This is a genomic window from Bacillus sp. F19 (assembly GCA_023823795.1).
Taxonomy (GTDB): Bacteria; Bacillota; Bacilli; order Bacillales; family Bacillaceae; genus Bacillus_P.
In genome coordinates this window covers 1,404,737-1,422,375 of sequence record CP085710.1, presented here as the reverse complement: position 1 = coordinate 1,422,375, position 17,639 = coordinate 1,404,737, and the positions used below count along the sequence as shown (strand labels likewise).

Here is a 17,639-nt window from a genome sequence, read left to right as displayed (position 1 = left end):
AATTATTGTAGCATAAGCGTAAAAAGCGATAGAACTGAGAAAGTGCGCTTTAACAATTTTGATTTCAACAAAATTCCTACTACATTTTTCAATTTGGCATTAGAGCCATCTTGCCCGAGAATATTATTTCTTCTAAATCACATCCCCTTCCCTTCTGTCTGAAAATTATTACAATTCTCATTATACCTACTCCTTAGAACAGTGTAAATTGGGGGATTTCCATGTGATTCCATTGACCCATTCAACTAAAAAATATTTTAAGTACATGTCAATAAAGCACGAAAACCTGTGGAAAATAGCATATTTTCAAAGGTGGATGGGTGAAATTTTGTAATAAATTATCAAGTTATGAATGCAATACATTTTAACCTTGGGGAAAAGACTGAAAATTAAAACCATTCTATCAATTCTTACGATTATGTATTTACCGACGGCTCTGCTGAAAAGAGTGTAGAGCGTCGATTTGCAGAAGATATGGATATTGCTAATGAGGTTTGCGTGTATGCAAAACTACCAAAAGGCTTTTCTATTCCAACTCCTGTTGGTAACTACTCGCCTGACTGGGCAATTGCTTTTAATGAAGGTACTGTAAAACATATTTATTTTATAGCTGAGACAAAGGGTACAATGGAAAGCATGAATCTACGCCCAATTGAACAGGCAAAAATAGCCTGTGCAAAGAGACTTTTCAACCAGCTATCAACAAGCAAGGTTAAATATCATGATGTAGACAGTTACCAAGGCCTTCTCCTTATTCCCCCTTTTCGAGGGGATGTGCAAAAACACCCAACCTGTTAGTTTGCTCGCACTCTTTGTAAGAGTTACTTTGTCACAGGGCTTCAACCTTAGGATTTCTCCACCAGTTGCCTGTCAGCTACCAAGCGTCTTGGCACTTACTTGGGTTGGACTAGCAATTAACGGCTTCTGGGCACGCTGAAATAAAAAGACCTAACTTGAGCAGCATGAAACATACTACTCAAGATAGGTCTTGCCTGCATAACCAGTAACACACCTTAAATTATTTAAATATTTAATATTATTTTTTTAACAATATTCAGTCAATATTAGAAAAAAGGTAATTGAATATAACCTTGATAATAATGGGATTAAACAGCCTATCTTAAGTGTTTTGGAGGTTGCTATTTTTATTTGTTTTAGCTTTTAATACACGGTTCTGCTCCCGACCAAACCCTTTAATCTCTATTCTGTCAGGGTAAACACGAACGATTGAATATGCATTTGTATCGGCAGTTTCTACCATACCCTTGAAGTTCACGTAGTGGATACCATTCTTCTCCACATAGTTTCCGGCATGATTGTGACCGTTAAAATAAGCAACCACATTACCTGAGGACTCGAACACTTTTATCAGAGCTTCGTCATTCCAAGCGTTGTGCGCATTCATTGGAGAAAGTGGCATGTGCCCTAGTACAACTACCTTTTCTCCTGCTTTGGCAGAATTAGTAAGTACATTTTTCAGCCAAACCATTTGCTCAGAATCTACACCACCGTTCCATGTCTGGGCGTTATTTGCACCGCTCCACTTTAAAACATCGTAGGTTGTTATAGCTTTTTGGTATTTTTCAGAACCTACGGGATTCGCATAGGTACTTAGATCGTTCGTATCAAGCACTACAAAGCGCCAGCCAGCGTAGCTGAAATCGTAGTAGAAGTTTGGCATGCCTAGCGTGTTGGCAACCGTTTTGGCGTCCATAGCATAGTCATGATTACCTAGTAAGTGGTACTTCGGACCGTTTACCTGGTTGAAAATAGGAAGGATATTAGAAAAACTGGATGCGTCTCGGTCGATGAAGTCACCTAGGTGAACAGTGAAAACTACACCCTTTTCGTTAAAGGTTTTGACAGCTTCTGCAACTTTTTCAAGTGAAGCACGATAAAAGCGGGTACCATTTGGTTCAATATCGGCATATTGTGCGTCCGCTATGAGCCCAAACTGGAAACTAGGCTTCTTACCCGAAAGGGTGTTGGAATTATTGTCTGTGAATGCCGCCACAGTTTGAATACTTGCAAGAGGGTTAATCAGTGATAGGCCAATAGTAACCCCGGCAACCTTTGTTGTTCTTTGGATAAAGGTACGGCGATCCATTCCTTTGTCCAAATCTTCTTTGTTTTTTTGTTCTTCATTAAATTTTGTCACTTTGTCCACTTCCTACCATTATTATTTTTGATAAAACTTTTCTATTATTCCTATGAACAACTTTAATAGGAATTTGTAAATCTATAATCATATAATTATTAATTGTGTGTTAAAAACATCGAGTACCACCTGAATAATTGTAGAATAGGAGAGTAGTAGTTAATAGACAGAGAACCAATCAGTAAGGCTTCCGATCATCCCGGAAGCCTTGACTTGTAATTAGAAACCCACGAGAAAGTGGTTTTTATACAACTCTTACTCAATTAAATGGCCCTTTAACGGAAAAACTTATTGTCACTCAACAGTCCCTTAATCGACCTTTCAATTCAGATGTTCTTTTCCTTTTCACTATAAAAACACCCCTTTAGATAACCATCTAAAGGGGTAGAGCATCGCAACATTTTTATGAACGTCGCGACTTTATTTTAAACATCGTGACTTTATTTTAAATCCACAGTCTTTTTCGGACGCCGGCATTGCACGCACATTTTTAGAACAAGTTCGCCAGAACTACCCGTCAACTGCAGCTCATCGGCAAAACATTGGAGCAGCATCCACAATCTGTCGTATCGCAGGCACTAGATGATTAGCAGAGACGAGTTCGTCAAGAAGCACAAACTCTGCTTCGTTTTGTGTGTAGCCACGCGTATTAAACATAGAGCTCACCAACCTTTTTATGATATATAAATTATGCCATATAAACGCGGTGAATAAATGAAGTAAAGTGAGAAATATAAAGGCTGCCTAGGGTTTCTCGACAGCCTGAGCATCTGCTTAAGCAGATGCTTTTTTTATCGAGTTACTTCTATTAAATCTTTCGTAAAAGTAGCTAATCTTGCTAATGCTTTTTCACCATTCTCATCCCTATTATTTTGAATCGGGAATAGTTAATGACTCGCTCAGCACCCTGCCTTGTGCGTCTTTCGGTGGACGAGTGCCAAGCAATTTAGAAATGGTGGGTGCGATATCAATGAGTTTGGGATCACTTGGTAAGACGCCATAACGAATTTTGTATCCTGAAAGAACAAGAGGCACATCCATTTCGTCCAAGCTTCCATGAGAACCTCGATCTTTTCCGTCATTAAGTAGTGAGAAGCTCCAAGGTGCTTCTGCTTCTAGAACAAAATCACCGACTTTTTCACTGGTATGCAGTGCTTTTAAGTCCTCATTGTCAAGTATCCGGGCAACGTGTGGTACCCGTTCAAGTGCCTGTCTTACCCGTTGATAACCTTCGGACGTTGCCGCATTTCCCCTTAATGTGATATCTGCGATCCGTACACCCTGTACTATAATCACATCTGTCTCCGCTGCAGCTGTTCGGCCAGCAGGTACAATTTCCGGGGTAAAACCCGCTTCGGTGAGCTCGTTCAAAAGAAACTGAGCTAAAGAAGGATTCCAGGTAGTCAAACCGTGATCACCGGTCAGGATAAACGTGGTCTTATTATAAATTCCTACATCTTTTGTCGCCTGAATTATACGTCCCACTTGACGATCGAGTTCAGCCATAAGGGGGCCAATATTGGGGCTATCCGGACCTTCTTCATGGGCAAGACTGTCAAGTTCGCTTCCGTAAATCGCTAAAAAGTCGGGAATTTTAGGAACGGTTACCATTTGTCCGCCAGAATTGACAGGGCGCTGATTCAAAATATCAATGGTAGCATCAACACGTTTATCAAAAGATCCTCCTGGCTGAACATAAAGATGTTCAGGGTCCCCGTAAGATGTTCCATAATTATGTAACATGTACCACTGGACAGAGGCGACCGTTTTTCCTTCAGAAGCCATACTCTCTGCAATCGTCTCTGCTGCAAGATAACGACTCTGCCCCATCGCTTGATTTTTTTCTATATCATAATAAGTAGATGTGTTGCCATGAACTTCTGGATAGGCTCCAGTCACTAAAGATGCACGTGCAGAATTAGATATTGATTTATAGGTGCTTTGTGCTGTTGTAAGGACACCATGTTTGACTAGGAAATCAATATTAGGTGTATTTGCTCTTTTGAGGAATTCGGGATCAAAACCGTCCCAATCGATCAAGATCACATGTTCTGAATTCTTGTGGGGAGAATGATCAACAGATTTTGCCCATGAAGATGCAACAGTGGTGAAGAATAAAAATAAAAACAGAGAAAGAAAAATACCTTTTCGAATGAACCTCAATGTTTCCACTCCTTTTTTTGAATTATTTTTCTTTTAACACAATTTATATTTTAGGATTATAGTATATTAGCTGTATTAAAAACATGTAAATATTTAGTAAAAACGAAGTAAAAATGATATTAACATACACTATTAATAGAAAGGGTTTAAGCGTTCTATGCACAGATACATGTAAAAGAGGTTCATCGAGCTTAGTAAATCACAGCTATCCCGTTTGATCTCCCTTGAATTGTTTTTGTAAGGGTATTAAGAGTTTCTCGACAGCTTCGCTTTTACCTTTGAAAGTGAAAAGGAAGTCACTGCCCACCGTTCAGAATAGGGTTTTTTTCGTTATTCAGATACGCAAAGAGCGACAGCCTCACACCCTAAAAAGAAGGGGAAAAACAAAACCATCAATTACATATCCCAAAAATCATTCATTTTAGCGTTGGAATCTATTTTCCTTACAGCTGACAAGATTTTCTTCATAACACTTTGGCTCGGTATATAATCCTTTTCATTGCAAGCCTTAGAAATTGTATTGCGACTCACTTTTGAAGCTTTGGCTAAGTCTTTTTGTTCTAGACCTCGTTTATCAAGCCACTTACCTAATTTACTTCGTGGTTTTCCAATTCCCCACATTCTAAAGACCTCCATAGCGTTTTTTAAACAGTTTGGTCACGAAGCACAATTTTATACATTTGAATTTGAAAAAATAGTGCATATGGGACAAGTAGCCCTTAATACCTTATATCAAGGACGTCAGATGGCGTTACATAAGGAGGAATTACAATGACAAAAGAATTGGCTATTTCACTGCTTGAAGGTAAGGACGTCTATCTCACAGAGGAAGGGAAAAAGCTTCTGGAAGAAATGGTAAAGGGAATATCCAAATAATGGTGTATCGTCCTACTGTTCGTTATGCAGATGAATTTAAGGATTACGTAAACGATCTATTCCATGCAACTACATTAGATCGTAATCAAATTATGAGGGCAGCACTATTTGCAGCTGCCTTTTCTCCAAACTTTGAATTACTACTGAAACAATATAAAAAGGCAGACGTCTCTCTTCCTCCTCCTAAATGGAATGCTGACCAACATGGATTCTGGTTGGATAGGAACCCACCGAAACAAAAGGGAGGTAAGGACGTCAATGTTAACATTCGAACAACAAATGAAATTGAAAGAACTGCTAAATCAGTTACAGGACCATCCGAATGCCAAGAGCAAGGAAATAGATGTGAGCCACAGATTACGAGACGAGAAAGGCAGGTTTCTTCCGAACGAATCATCAGAAATAAAGGAGGAATTACCATCAAGATTGGATAGACCAAGAAAAGTTATAAAAATTCAGGGTAGTTATAACTCTTATTTAATTAAAGATCGATGGTTTACTGATGGAGAGATCGATGCGCTTATCGTATTTAGTCTTTTAGGAGCTTTGGCTATAATACTTTGATTGGTGGGACCCCAGTTTACAAAAAGATTTTAAGAGGTTAGAAATCTTTGATGTGTTATTTACTTCCTTTTTTGCTATATAATTGATATTGCTTGATAGATAATAGGGGGTATTTAAAATGACAAAAGAGTTTTTAACAACAGAGGATACGCTTCATTTTGATTTGGTAACAGATGAGTATGGAAATTTCTATACAATTCATGGCACTACAGATACAAACGGTAAGCTAGTAGAGATCAGACTATACAATTCTTACTTTGATGCTGCTTTTTCAGTTCTTCCAGATTCGCTTTTACCAGAATACAAACATAAGCATGTAGGAGTTGCCCTGCAAGATAGAGTCCTCAATAGACTAAAGACTATGGAGAACAAAGGAAGAAAACTATATTCTGTCCAAGAGTTGACCGATTACGGGGTAAAGGTTACGTTTTGGGATTTAACTAAACCTCACCCTAGAAGCCAACCTATAAAATAAATAAAAGCCTGAAAGGGCTTTTTATTTTTGATTACTTTTACTCGTAATCTTTAGTTTTGTATATAGTATTCATGGACCACTTAAAAAACATTAGAGAGCCAAATAAACGTCCCTGTCAACGGTAAATGTCTGACTGAAACGGAGTGGAAGGAATTTAAGGAGTTGACAGGTTTACTACACCCAAACCCTCTTGGCATTGAACAAACCACGTTTGTTCCTGCCTCCCGGCGAGGGAGCCCCTCAAGGATTGAGGGGTTGGGGAGTTCGATAAAGGGGGTCTGGGGAAAAGTTTCCCAGTGGGTTTGGGCAAAGCCCAAGGTTTAGGTTTTGACCTACGTTAAGGAAGTTTCGGTTCATTAAAAAAAGCCCATTTCCATCTTCTCAAGGAATCGACTTTTTTATTTACTCTTGTGCAACTAAAGCACCCGTTAGTTTAAGTTCGATAATTCACAAACTTAACCTAATTTCTTCTTTATTGATAAAAGAAGCTGCCGAGGTAAAGTTCATAAACTAACGATAGAATCGATTTATGGATGATTGATGTTGATTAATGGTAGAGTGGCTTATCCTTTTTGACCAGGTAGTCATAACTCCTTCATTTTCCATTCATTTGATTATGACTAGAATTCCATGAGTTAATCACCCAAAATACCATAATTCATCATAATCTTTAATAAAATACGACAAGTCCATTTAAAATCGTTGGTAACTATTTTTAACTTGACTCCAGAAAGTTTATTATCTAAACTAAAAATGCGCTTAGACGAATGACAGGGCTAAATTTTTTTGGTTATTTAGTTTAGTTATTAAACAAAATGGAGATGGGGAAATGAAGATACCATCTAGAAATTTGACCAGAATGATTCTGTATTCCGTTATGTAAATGATTCTATCAGCTATTCATCATTACTGTGCGCCCACTATTTGTCAATCACCTTGGAGACTTCATGTTGTCCAAGTGAGTATCGTCTTGATTATTTATAGCTTGTGGTACTTGTTGTTTGCCGCAAATGGCTTAATACTTTATTTACAAAAATTGATTTCCATCTTTTTGGTCGTTACAGGTGTTGTTTCAATTGCCTGGATTGGCATTTTTGAAGGTGGTTACAATTATTTTGTCATAAACATTGTTTTTTTGATTGGAGTGTCCGAATTATGAAACAGAAAAAAGTAGATCGTACAAAGTCAGGTAGCCAACATCTAGGCCAATTAATTATGCTGCTCCAACGTTTAGAAAAACATCCACATACGTTTGGAGAGGCGGGTCCTTTGACACCGACTGAGATTCATACTATTGATGCGATTGGCGTGGAAAGAGGTGTGCTAATGAGTGAACTCGCCAATCGCCTTCAGGTAACCAAGGGAGCCGTTACGCAAATTATTATCCGTTTGGAAGACAAGAACTTAGTGGAACGAACTCCAAATCCAACCGATTCAAGAAGTGTGATTGTATCTTTGACCAAAAAAGGCAAAAGTGCCTTTCGAGCCCATGAAGAGGTGCACTTACATTTCTATCGAGAGTTACGTTCGCAATTAAATGAGCAGGAGATCGAGATTTTTGAGAAGTGCATAGAGAAGCTGTGTACCCATTTACGAAAGTAATTTTTTACCTTTTTAGTTTAGTTTCTAAATAAATTAGCGATGTAAAGATAGGCACTAATAGAAGTTAGGTGGGATTTGATTGAGAGAAAAAATCATTGTGGTCGGTGGGTATGGTCAGGTTGGCAAAGTGATCTGCGATGAATTAGGAAAGATTTATCCATATAAGGTGTACGCTGCTGGACGTAACTTCCAGAAGGCAGAACAGTTCTCGAATCATACAGGGAGGAAAGTTTTACCTCTACAACTTGACGTGAATGAACCGATAGCTGGCGATTTTTTCCGTGATGTTTCCATGGTTGTCATGTGCTTGGACTTACAAAATACCAACTTTGTTCAAGCGTGTGTAAAGCATCAGGTTGATTATATTGATATTACGGCTGATTATTCTGTGATGTCAAAAATTCAAGAGATTCGTCCTACGGAATCGACAGTTGTCCTAAGTGTCGGGTTGGCACCTGGAATAACCAACATGCTAGTGAAACAAGGAAAGAATCAATTGGATCAGCTCGATTCTGCAGATATTTATATTTTGTTAGGTTTAGGGGAGGCACATGGACGTGCAGCGATTGAATGGACAGTGGATAATCTGAGTGCTGATTATTCTGTCATCCACCAAGGAAGCAGAAAACAAGTGACCAGTTTCTCTGATGGAAAGAAGATGAATTTTCCAGCGAGATTAGGAAAAAAAACAGCTTATCGGTTCAACTTTTCTGACCAACACGTTTTACCTCAGACGTTGGGTATTCCCTCTGTTTCCACTCGTCTATGTTTTGATTCAGCGATGATGACAAGTTTAATAGTGAGTTTAAAGCGTACAGGGATTGTACGGTGGCTAGAGCAACCCTTGATCCGAGAAAAGGTAGTGGATCTCTTTGAAAAATCGCAATGGGGATCACAAGTATATGTAGCAAAGGTAGATGTTACAGGGCAGTTGAACGGTCAGAATGTACGCTATCAAGGTTCGATTCACGGAGAAAAAGAGTTTGTTGCAACAGGAAAAGTTGCGGTCTATGTGGCGAAAAATATCTATGCAGGGCAACATCCACCTGGTGTATTTCATATGGAAGAGCTGTTCCAACCTACTGATTTATTTTCTGATTTAAGAGACATGGTCACATTGGATGAAAAAATACTGGAGGTATAGACAAATGGAGATGAGAAAAATGGGAAAAACAGTCCCTGGACCTAAAGAGATCCCTTTTATCGGTAATCTGCTGGAAGTAGGTTCAAAGCCGCATGAATTTTTTAAAACTTGTGTAGAAAAGTATGGTCCGGTTGTTCGTGTACGGTTGGAAAAAGACCGCGATACGTATCTGTTAAGTCGTCCACAGGATATTCAGTATGTCCTTAAAAATTCACAGAAGTTATTTGCAAAAGGGTATCACCGGGATCGGATTCTTAGTATGGTGCTAGGCAATGGTCTGGTCACGAGCGAAGGAGATTTCTGGCTCAGACAACGGAGATTATCGCAGCCAGCGTTTCATAAACATCGTATTGAGAAATATGCGGACACTATGACTCACTATGCTAGCCGAATGCTTCGTAACTGGGAAAATGGCCAAATGCTTGATCTTCATAAAGAGATGATGCAATGTACCATGGAAATTGTTGCTAAAACACTTTTTGATATAGATCTGCAAGAAGCCGAGCATCAGGGGTCAAATCAAGTTGGTAAAGCGCTTGATCAAGTTTTTCACGAATATGTTAATCAGTATACAAGCATTACTCGTATGTTGCTTGAAATGCTCCCTTTTTCTCTACCTACTCCTGGAAATAAACGACTAAAGGAAGGTATTCGCCAATTGGATCAGGTAATCTATGAGATCATTGAGCACCGAAAAAAAGAGAATCGGGATCGGGGTGATCTTCTTTCTATGCTGATTGCAGCACAAGATGATGATGGAAAAGGGATGACTTCTACACAATTAAGGGATGAAGTGATGACGTTATTTCTTGCTGGTCATGAAACAACGGCTAATGTTTTATCGTGGACTATCTATCTACTTGCTCAACATGCAGATGCGGAAGAAAAGTTAGTTACAGAGTTAAAAAATGTGCTACAAGGAAGACTTCCTTCTTTATCCGATATTCCACATCTCCCCTATACGCAAGCAATCATCAATGAATCGATGCGTCTCTATCCGCCCGTTTGGTTTATTTCTCGTGAACCACTTGAGGATATATGGATCGATGAATATTGTTTACCAGCAGGATGTGAAGTTGCCGTTAGTCAGTGGGTGATGCATCGGCACCCGGATTATTTTTCAAAACCCGATTCTTTTGTTCCCGAACGTTGGTTCCGTGAATTTGAAAAAAGCTTACCTTCCTATGTCTATTTTCCGTTTGGCGCAGGGCCACGTGTCTGTATTGGAAATAATTTCGCGATCATGGAGGCCACTTTATTGCTCGCTTCGATTATGCAAATGATTCATATGGAACTCGATCATCAACATGATGTGGTTCCAGAACCTTCGATCACGCTACGACCAAAAAATGGGATTCGGGTACGTGTCGAAAAGAGAAACAACTAATAGTTTAACCATACTACCCGGTTTCTTAGTTTCATGATCGAGCATTCCGATTGTGTATGTAGTAGAGGAATGCTCATTTAGTTTAATTACTAATTTATAAAGGATGGGCCTATCCCATGAATATCACATCGATTTTCACTAAAAACAAGCCATTCTTCATGATGGTGTCTATATGTATGGGTGCGTTTATTTCCCATTTTACAGCTGGAGTTGTGAATGTTTCACTTCCACATCTCTCCAAAATTTTTTCACACCAACTTAGGAATGGTACAATGGATTACGATTGGCTATTTACTAGCCATCGTAGGGGTACAGTCAGGAAAATGCGGATTTACAACGCTAACACTTTTGATACAAGTCTTATGGGACGCTATGAAAACTATTTTTTTGTGGAATGAATCTGTGTCTCAATAGCCTTTACTCTATTGAGATTGTGAAGTGGTACACTTAAATTAACTGGGAAGATTTGTTGAAGAAGCCCTTACTAAATATATTATCAAGGATTTTTTTGGAATATTTTGATAGAATTATTCATAAATACGATGAAAAAATATAGAGGTGAAGTAAATGGAGGAAAAACAAGAAAAGAGTAAAATAGTTCAATTTGGTAATAAGGTGGGCGAAAAAGCCTCTGAGATAGGAAGTAAAGTTAGTGAAACAGCAAAAGTAACCTATGAACACCTCAATTTTTTAAAACATTTTACTGACTTAGATAAGGAAATTTCAAAGAATGAAAAGGAAAAAGCACTGGAAATTATAAAGGTTGTCAAGGATCTCAAAGATGACGAAATAAAAGCTGAAGCATTAAAAGATTATATTAAGTCAAATAATCGAAAAGAAATTATAGACAAGATAATTTATGCCGTAAAATATTTATCTGGAGCAGTCGCTGTTATTGTGATTGCTGTACTTTTGAAACAAAAAAATGAAGGTTAAAGCATTTAATGAGAGTTATAACCTTAATAGATTTAATGTCACAAGAAATAGAGAGTTTTACTTTCACTAATTAGTGCTTTGGCTTAATAAGCCAAATTTAAAAAATCGGTTCCTAAACGTAAAGGAAGCGATTTTTTTATGTTGAAATCTGCTTAACGTTGTAAATCCGCATTTTCCTGACTGTCCCCCTGTATGAGCTAACTGATTTACTCCATTGCTGAATAAAGTCAATAATGTTTCTTCTGTTTTCACTTTGTTCTTTTAAAACACCTATATCAAGATAACTATAACCAGTTAATTGAGCGTAAAAACTAGCGATTGATGTTAAAACATAAAATCCAGACACATAAGATGGATCATCATCACCACCCGGTTCTTCTGGTTCTTTTGTATCCAACTCTATACTTCTAATTATATCAGGTGGATAAAAACCAGCAATCATATCAGCCAAACCTTCAAGATTAACAATTTCAAGGGGAATGCCAAGAGTATTAGTTGTGTATTTTACTGAATGTAATTCGCCTAAACTAGATAAATAACCAAAATTAATATAAAGTGCCCGAATATCATTCCCATCATTTTTTAGTTTATGTATTAAAACGGTAGAATCTAATCCACCTGAAAGTAATACGATTTTTTTATTCATTATTATCACCTCGGATTATAAAGATAGTTTTAAGGAAATTCTGAACTACAAAATTATTTTATCCTTATTTAACCTCTTCGATTCTCCTAACAAGTATGTTTTTTAAATTCCTTTTTCAAGATGTATTTCTATGTTAATGTGCCAATGCCAACCTGTTTCAAGAATTCATAATTTAATGAAACAACCTAATTTTCTAATTTATAAATGATATCAAAACTGTTGGGTGATAATAACTTCTGCTATATAGTATAGATTCGGATTCTAAGGAGGATGTACTATGTCTGAAAAAACAGAAGAAGTAGCAATTAAATGCACATTACCGTTTTCTGATTTTATTGATCCCTACTCTATTAAAGAATTATAAGTAGTACCCCTTATTCCAGAAAATGGCCCTTTAATTGAACAAGGTTTCTAAGGAAAACATGAATGCTGTATACAAATCTAGTTAACATAATGAAGGTTATCGGCACTGAAAAAGGATCTTCGGCTTGGTCTTACCCCCGTCAAGTAGACATTTAATTAAAAGGTGCACTTATTAGGCAGCCTTAGCCCTATATTCAGTAGGGCTAAGGTTATTTAATTTTTTTTGAAAACGTTTATTGTTATAAAACTTAATATAATTTTTTACTGCTGTCTTAACCTCTTTCGAGGTCTCAAATTGGTATCGGTAAAAACATTCAGTTTTAAAGTGACTAAAAAAACTCTCCATACATGCGTTATCTAAACAATTTCCTTTTCTAGACATACTTTGCTTAATATTGTATCTTTTTAATAGTTGGTTATATCTTATTGAGGTGTACTGGAATCCTTGATCGCTATGTAATAGGAGTCCTTTTACGTCTCTTTTTTTTATGGCCTCTTTTACAGTATCAGCTACTAGCCTTAGGTCATTTCTTTCACTTATTTTATATGAGACAATCTCATTGTTATAAAGGTCTAATATCGAAGATAAATAGATTTTTTTCCCATTAAAAAGTAAGTAGGTTATATCTGTTACCCATTTTTCATTCGGGCGTTTAGCTGAAAATTCTCTATTTAAGTAATTATCGGAAAGGACATATTTTTCTTTACGCCCAAAGTGCTTCCACTTTTTTTTTCGTATCTTTGCTTGAATACCATTCGTTTTCATTAAACGATAAATTTTCTTATGGTTGACTTTCAGTCCATACTCTTTTTTTAGCCAAGTTCGAACTCTTGGATAACCGTAGCTCCAATTAATATCAGGGTCTTGTTGGCATTCAATAATTCTAGATACAATCGATTGATCATCTAAATCCCTTTTAGTAGGGTTACTCTGACGTTTTAGCCATTTGTAATAGCCACTCTTTGATACGCCTGCAATTATACATAAAATACTGATAGTAAATTGATTTTTAAGCTCATGAATGATTTTGTATTCTATTGATTTTTCTTTTCCTGCATCCTCCTCCTTTTCGCATCTAAGAGCTTTTTTAAATAGGCATTCTCTGCTTCTAATCGACTTATTTTTTCTGTATCGCTTTCATAGTCTTTTTTAGGTCTACCTTTAAGTGGGCTACAAGATGTTCCTCTCTTTTCCTCTAACCCCTGAATTCCTTCTCTTTTATAGTGAGCTATCCATCTTTGTATAGTTGTATATCCAATCCCTAACTCTTTGGAAATTGATCTAATACCCATATCTTTCTTTTGGTATAAATTAATCGCTTTTAGCTTAATTTCTTTTGTATAGGTTGTTCTAATTTTCCCCATGAAAAAATCCCCCCATAGAAGACAGTACAATCCTTTCTTTTTACTGTCTACTATAAGGGGATAATATCAAGCCGAAGATCCTTTTTCAGTGCCGATAACAATCAATTATGTTAACTAGTTTTGTATATCGTATTCATGGACCACTTAAAATACATTAGAGAGCCAAATAAACGCCCCTGTCAACGGTAAATGTCTGACTGAAACGGAGTAGAAGGAATTTAAGGAGTTGACAGGTTCACTACACCCCAAACCCTCTTGGCATTGAACAAACAACCGTTTGTTCCTGCCTACCGGCGAGGGCGCCCCTCAAGGATTGAGGGGTTAGGGAGTTGGATTAAAGGGGGTCTGGGGAAGAGTTCCCAAGCAGGTTTGGACAGAGTCCATGGTTTTTGATTGTTCGCCTTTAAAACAATTCCGGAAAGCTGGACAAGAAAAAACGTTCGTCTTTTCAAACAAATTCCTGGACGAATTTGTTCCTGCAGCCAGCTGTTATTTTGGTAAAATCCGAACAACTAGATTTTCACTTCAACATAATCTTGTAACTCCTGAAACAATAACTTAGCTCCTTCAGGACTTAAAACAATCTTACTGTTGCCAAATGTTTTATTTTCAGGCAATACCCTTCCAGTAATTGCACAAGCCATATTGGCATTATATTTCTTGAAAATGATTAAGTCCTCATCAACGAATATTTCCATAGCATCTTTTACATCAATGTCTAGTACTCTACGAAGCTCCATCGGAATCACAATTCTACCAAGTTCATCAGCTCTTCTGACTATGCCTGTTCTTTTCATATTACTCACCCTTCATTTTCACAATTTTGTTCTTTATTTCTTGCAATTTAAGTACCATTATTCATTAAATGTATTTCTAATTGTAACACAGAGCGTTTCTCCAACACCCTAAATAACCAATCATTCTTAATTAGTATTGAGCAATGTTTATATCGTCAATTTTCCATGTACCGCCGTCTTTAAGCAGATCAAGTGTTGCATAGGAGAGGGATTTGCTAGCAATCTCATTCGCCATAATAACATTGCTGAAGGAAGCAAGAATCTGTATTCGGTTGTCAGTGGAATCACCCTTATAAAGCTTCAAGTTCTCAATATTGGAGGTTAACATTGCTTCCTTCAAAATTCACCTCGGAATCGCCTTCAAACAAGATCACTTCTTTAGCTTTTTCGGTTAATAATGCTTCGACCTTTTTTATCAGGTTCATTTTTAAAAACGTAGTATTCTAAGCGTTCTTTCTTGATTTCTTTGCACTTGTCAATTTGAAAGAAAGATTTCCATGTTTTAAATAAAATTTCAATTTGCCAACGTAATGAATAGAGGTCATGGATATGTTCCGTTGGAACGTTTTCTGCAGAAAGATTTGTAATATATACGTTTATTCCACTTAACCGTTTAAGCGGTGCCTCATATAGCCGTTTAATAATTATTTCTGTTACCTTTATATATTTACATAATCTTCGTTATTGGAAGTGAAATGAGCTTACATATCCAAGCTGTTGATGATAGCTAATATTTGATGATCTGTCCATTTGCCATTAATCTTTACATTTTCTTTAGCTATACCTTCTTTTTTAAACCCTACTTTTTCTAATACACGAATAGATGCTATATTGTCAGGCATAGCTCCTGCTTCAATTCTATGTAGTTTTAATTCTCTAAAAGCAAAGTCTACAACAAGTTGAAGAGCTTCTGTTGTATAGCCCTTTGCATTATACTCCTTATCTAAAGTAAATCCCGTATAACAGCTTTGGACGTTTCCCCTAGCAATTTGAGTTAATGAAATGTCTCCGATAAGTTTATCAGTTGCTTTTAAAAAGATTCCAAAAGCATATACTTGCCCTTCATCTGTCTTTTTTAATGCCTGTTCAATGCGTATTTTTTGATGTTCTTCTGTATAAAAGGCTTCTGGGATTAATGGGCAAACTCGTTGAAAAAATTCGCGATTTCTAATATGTAAGTTAGCTAACTCGCTGGCGTCAGAAGTTTTGTAAAGTCGAAGATAAATTTGTTGCCCTACTAGTTTCATAACACCCCTCCAATATCTTTTTATTACCATTTTATATGTCTAATTAGGCAAAAGTATGCTGTATACTCTATTCACGTCAGGTTGACATAACGCAACATTATCAGTAGTCAACAATGGATAGAATTTTCGTTATTGGGGGATTTTGATTTTTTAGGTTGATGGGCATGGGGTCTCACCAACATTATGCGGTTATCTTAACCAGTCATCCATTATGACTGGTTAAGATAAATCCGGAAAACATATGCTAAGCAAATTTCGACAATCGATTTAGGGTGTTTTTGCACATCCCCCGAAAAAGGTGAATAAGGAGTACTTCCCTAAAATCTTAAATAAAGGGAATCTTTCAGGCACCCCGATTTTTTACGACGTCACTTTGAATGATAATTTGCGTTGGTTTTAAGCGTTATTTTGCACATTCAACTTTAAAAAAACCATCTATCTCCACATGAGAAGATTAGCTGGGTTTCTTAATATTTACATCCAATCTTTTATAGAACAATTCGAATCTTCCTAGTAAAAAAGCAACTGCTTTTTATTCCTCAATCGCGCCCGATTGCTGAAGATCGATATCAGTTAATGATTACTAAAATTAAAGCCTATGATAGTTTAAAAATGTCAAATTGAGTTTTTGAGCAACAACTTTTATATATTAACTAAGTGAAGCTCAAGATTGGCGTTAAGCATTTATCGTTTTATATTTCTTGTCATTCCAATTGAAAATTTCTTAAATCCTAAAGATTCATAATAGGACTCCAAATTTTCTACACACATAAGTTGAGGAATAACTTGATTTTGCTCACAATGTTGAATGATTCGGTTCAACATTTCTTTGCCGATACCCTTGGATTGATATTTTGGCAGCACACCGACTCCGCAGATAATTCCAGTAACCACACCGTCCGATATCACTCGTCCCATACCCACTAATTGTTGTTTGTCAAAAGCATATATTGCATACCAACTTTGATTGCACATTTGTTTTAAATCATTAACTGTTAATTCAAGTGAATTCCATCCTAAAGATTCGTATAAGAACAGTAATTGCTTAAAATTTTCAGGGGGATCACTTGTATAACGTATAGTGTTTTCCATATATAGCACTTCCTTTTATTTTTGAGTTCACCCATTAAAATCTCTATTCTACATATCTTCTTCCACAATTCTGCCCTTTACTTAAAATAATCTTATTCTACTATATGGCCCGATTGTGGAAAATCGTTTTTGGCTATTTTAGATTACCCATATGTCTTTCCAAATGCATATCATGGCATGCCTACTCCAACTTCAACTGTCAGGTTACCGATTGAATGATTTCCTCGTTATCTTACTTTCTTTGACTCTTCGTGAAGTATAGCTCGGCTGCGGACTACAAAGTCAAAAAGAAATTTAATCTCCTGATCATTATATTTTTCGAATAGTTCTCTCATGGATTGGCTAAAAGAAGCGAAGAGAGGGAGAATCTCTTTCTCCACTTTGTGCTGAAAACCTCATAACGTTTTTTTCATACAAATACTGTTTTCTTTTCCTATATAAGGCGCGTAATTTGGAATTTTAGAATATCCAGCATTTTTATATAAATGAATGGCCTCATGCTGCTTGGTTCCCGTTTCAAGCACGGCGTATGGATACCCTTTTTCCAGCTCCCGTATGATTAATTTTGACAACCCTAGTCTTCTACTCTCTTTTCCTGCGAAAATACGTTTAATTCAATCGTTTCACGATCGTATTCTTTGAAGGCGCCGCAGGCCACAGGAGCATCGTTTTTGTAAATGACGATAACATCATGGATATGACCCGAGTTTATTGTGCTGGTGGTCGTATTCCTGCTGCAGGTCACCATACCTTTCGTTGAGGTCGGCATCTAATAGGTTGACCAGCATTCTGAAATCTCTATTCTTGCCGTTTGTTTTTACTAT

The 17,639-nt window shown here is 37.0% G+C and carries 19 protein-coding genes and 2 pseudogenes; 8 read left to right on the top strand and 13 right to left on the bottom strand.

Annotation, left to right across the window (positions count from 1 at the left end; all coding sequences use genetic code 11):
* Positions 1–402 precede the first annotated feature (402 nt).
* Positions 403–798, top strand: a complete 396-nt coding sequence (locus LIT25_07205; protein ID USK36189.1) for a hypothetical protein — start codon at positions 403–405, stop codon at positions 796–798.
* 322 nt (positions 799–1,120) lie between these two features.
* On the opposite strand, the gene LIT25_07200 is transcribed toward LIT25_07205, so the two are convergent.
* The 3 genes from LIT25_07200 to LIT25_07190 all read right to left on the bottom strand — a co-directional run bounded on the left by LIT25_07200 (position 1,121) and on the right by LIT25_07190 (position 4,942).
* Entirely contained in the window at positions 1,121–2,158 is a 1,038-nt protein-coding gene (locus LIT25_07200; GenBank protein ID USK35108.1) for a metallophosphoesterase, read from the bottom strand.
* An 867-nt stretch (positions 2,159–3,025) separates the two neighbouring features.
* Entirely contained in the window at positions 3,026–4,321 is a 1,296-nt protein-coding gene (locus tag LIT25_07195; protein USK35107.1) for an alkaline phosphatase family protein, read from the bottom strand.
* Between the two features lie 396 nt (positions 4,322–4,717).
* Positions 4,718–4,942, bottom strand: a complete 225-nt coding sequence (locus LIT25_07190; GenBank protein ID USK35106.1) for a helix-turn-helix transcriptional regulator — start codon at positions 4,940–4,942, stop codon at positions 4,718–4,720.
* A 513-nt stretch (positions 4,943–5,455) separates the two neighbouring features.
* On the opposite strand from LIT25_07190, the gene LIT25_07185 reads away from it, so the two are divergent.
* The 7 genes and pseudogenes from LIT25_07185 to LIT25_07155 all read left to right on the top strand — a co-directional run bounded on the left by LIT25_07185 (position 5,456) and on the right by LIT25_07155 (position 11,305).
* Positions 5,456–5,761 carry a hypothetical protein gene (locus LIT25_07185; protein ID USK35105.1) on the top strand — a complete coding sequence of 102 codons (306 nt, stop codon included), beginning with the start codon at positions 5,456–5,458 and terminating at the stop codon, positions 5,759–5,761.
* Positions 5,762–5,879: 118 nt separating this feature from the next.
* A complete protein-coding gene (locus LIT25_07180) occupies positions 5,880–6,236 on the top strand; it encodes a hypothetical protein (protein USK35104.1) in 357 nt (118 codons plus the stop codon).
* Positions 6,237–7,391: 1,155 nt separating this feature from the next.
* Positions 7,392–7,838: a MarR family transcriptional regulator gene (locus LIT25_07175; protein ID USK35103.1), complete on the top strand. Its 447-nt coding sequence runs from the start codon at positions 7,392–7,394 to the stop codon at positions 7,836–7,838.
* Positions 7,839–7,917: 79 nt separating this feature from the next.
* On the top strand, positions 7,918–8,982 hold the full coding sequence (locus LIT25_07170) for a saccharopine dehydrogenase NADP-binding domain-containing protein (GenBank protein USK35102.1): 1,065 nt from the start codon (positions 7,918–7,920) through the stop codon (positions 8,980–8,982).
* Between the two features lie 4 nt (positions 8,983–8,986).
* Positions 8,987–10,369 carry a cytochrome P450 gene (locus LIT25_07165; protein USK35101.1) on the top strand — a complete coding sequence of 461 codons (1,383 nt, stop codon included), beginning with the start codon at positions 8,987–8,989 and terminating at the stop codon, positions 10,367–10,369.
* A gap of 158 nt (positions 10,370–10,527) precedes the next feature.
* Positions 10,528–10,672, top strand: a pseudogene (locus LIT25_07160) (MFS transporter).
* Between the two features lie 264 nt (positions 10,673–10,936).
* Positions 10,937–11,305 (top strand): hypothetical protein, encoded by a 369-nt coding sequence (locus tag LIT25_07155; GenBank protein ID USK35100.1) that lies wholly within the window; start codon positions 10,937–10,939, stop codon positions 11,303–11,305.
* 136 nt (positions 11,306–11,441) lie between these two features.
* Here LIT25_07155 and LIT25_07150 read toward each other — a convergent pair whose 3' ends face one another.
* The 10 genes and pseudogenes from LIT25_07150 to LIT25_07105 form a co-directional block, all read right to left on the bottom strand.
* Positions 11,442–11,951, bottom strand: coding sequence for a 7-cyano-7-deazaguanine synthase (locus tag LIT25_07150; protein USK35099.1), 510 nt, complete (start codon positions 11,949–11,951; stop codon positions 11,442–11,444).
* A 535-nt stretch (positions 11,952–12,486) separates the two neighbouring features.
* Entirely contained in the window at positions 12,487–13,428 is a 942-nt protein-coding gene (locus LIT25_07145) for an IS3 family transposase (protein ID USK36188.1), read from the bottom strand.
* Complete coding sequence (locus LIT25_07140) at positions 13,350–13,679, bottom strand: helix-turn-helix domain-containing protein (protein ID USK35098.1); 330 nt, start codon at positions 13,677–13,679, stop codon at positions 13,350–13,352. The genes LIT25_07145 and LIT25_07140 overlap by 79 nt, the downstream gene beginning before the upstream one ends.
* Positions 13,680–14,191: 512 nt before the next feature.
* Positions 14,192–14,476, bottom strand: a complete 285-nt coding sequence (locus LIT25_07135) for an AbrB/MazE/SpoVT family DNA-binding domain-containing protein (protein ID USK35097.1) — start codon at positions 14,474–14,476, stop codon at positions 14,192–14,194.
* Between the two features lie 130 nt (positions 14,477–14,606).
* Positions 14,607–14,816, bottom strand: coding sequence for a hypothetical protein (locus tag LIT25_07130; GenBank protein USK35096.1), 210 nt, complete (start codon positions 14,814–14,816; stop codon positions 14,607–14,609).
* An 89-nt stretch (positions 14,817–14,905) separates the two neighbouring features.
* Positions 14,906–15,091, bottom strand: a pseudogene (locus LIT25_07125) (transposase).
* An 86-nt stretch (positions 15,092–15,177) separates the two neighbouring features.
* Positions 15,178–15,723, bottom strand: coding sequence for a GNAT family N-acetyltransferase (locus LIT25_07120; protein ID USK35095.1), 546 nt, complete (start codon positions 15,721–15,723; stop codon positions 15,178–15,180).
* Between the two features lie 684 nt (positions 15,724–16,407).
* On the bottom strand, positions 16,408–16,815 hold the full coding sequence (locus LIT25_07115) for a GNAT family N-acetyltransferase (GenBank protein USK35094.1): 408 nt from the start codon (positions 16,813–16,815) through the stop codon (positions 16,408–16,410).
* A gap of 395 nt (positions 16,816–17,210) precedes the next feature.
* Positions 17,211–17,387, bottom strand: a complete 177-nt coding sequence (locus tag LIT25_07110) for a hypothetical protein (protein ID USK35093.1) — start codon at positions 17,385–17,387, stop codon at positions 17,211–17,213.
* 2 nt (positions 17,388–17,389) lie between these two features.
* Positions 17,390–17,584 carry a hypothetical protein gene (locus LIT25_07105; GenBank protein ID USK35092.1) on the bottom strand — a complete coding sequence of 65 codons (195 nt, stop codon included), beginning with the start codon at positions 17,582–17,584 and terminating at the stop codon, positions 17,390–17,392.
* Between the last annotated feature and the right edge of the window lie 55 nt (positions 17,585–17,639).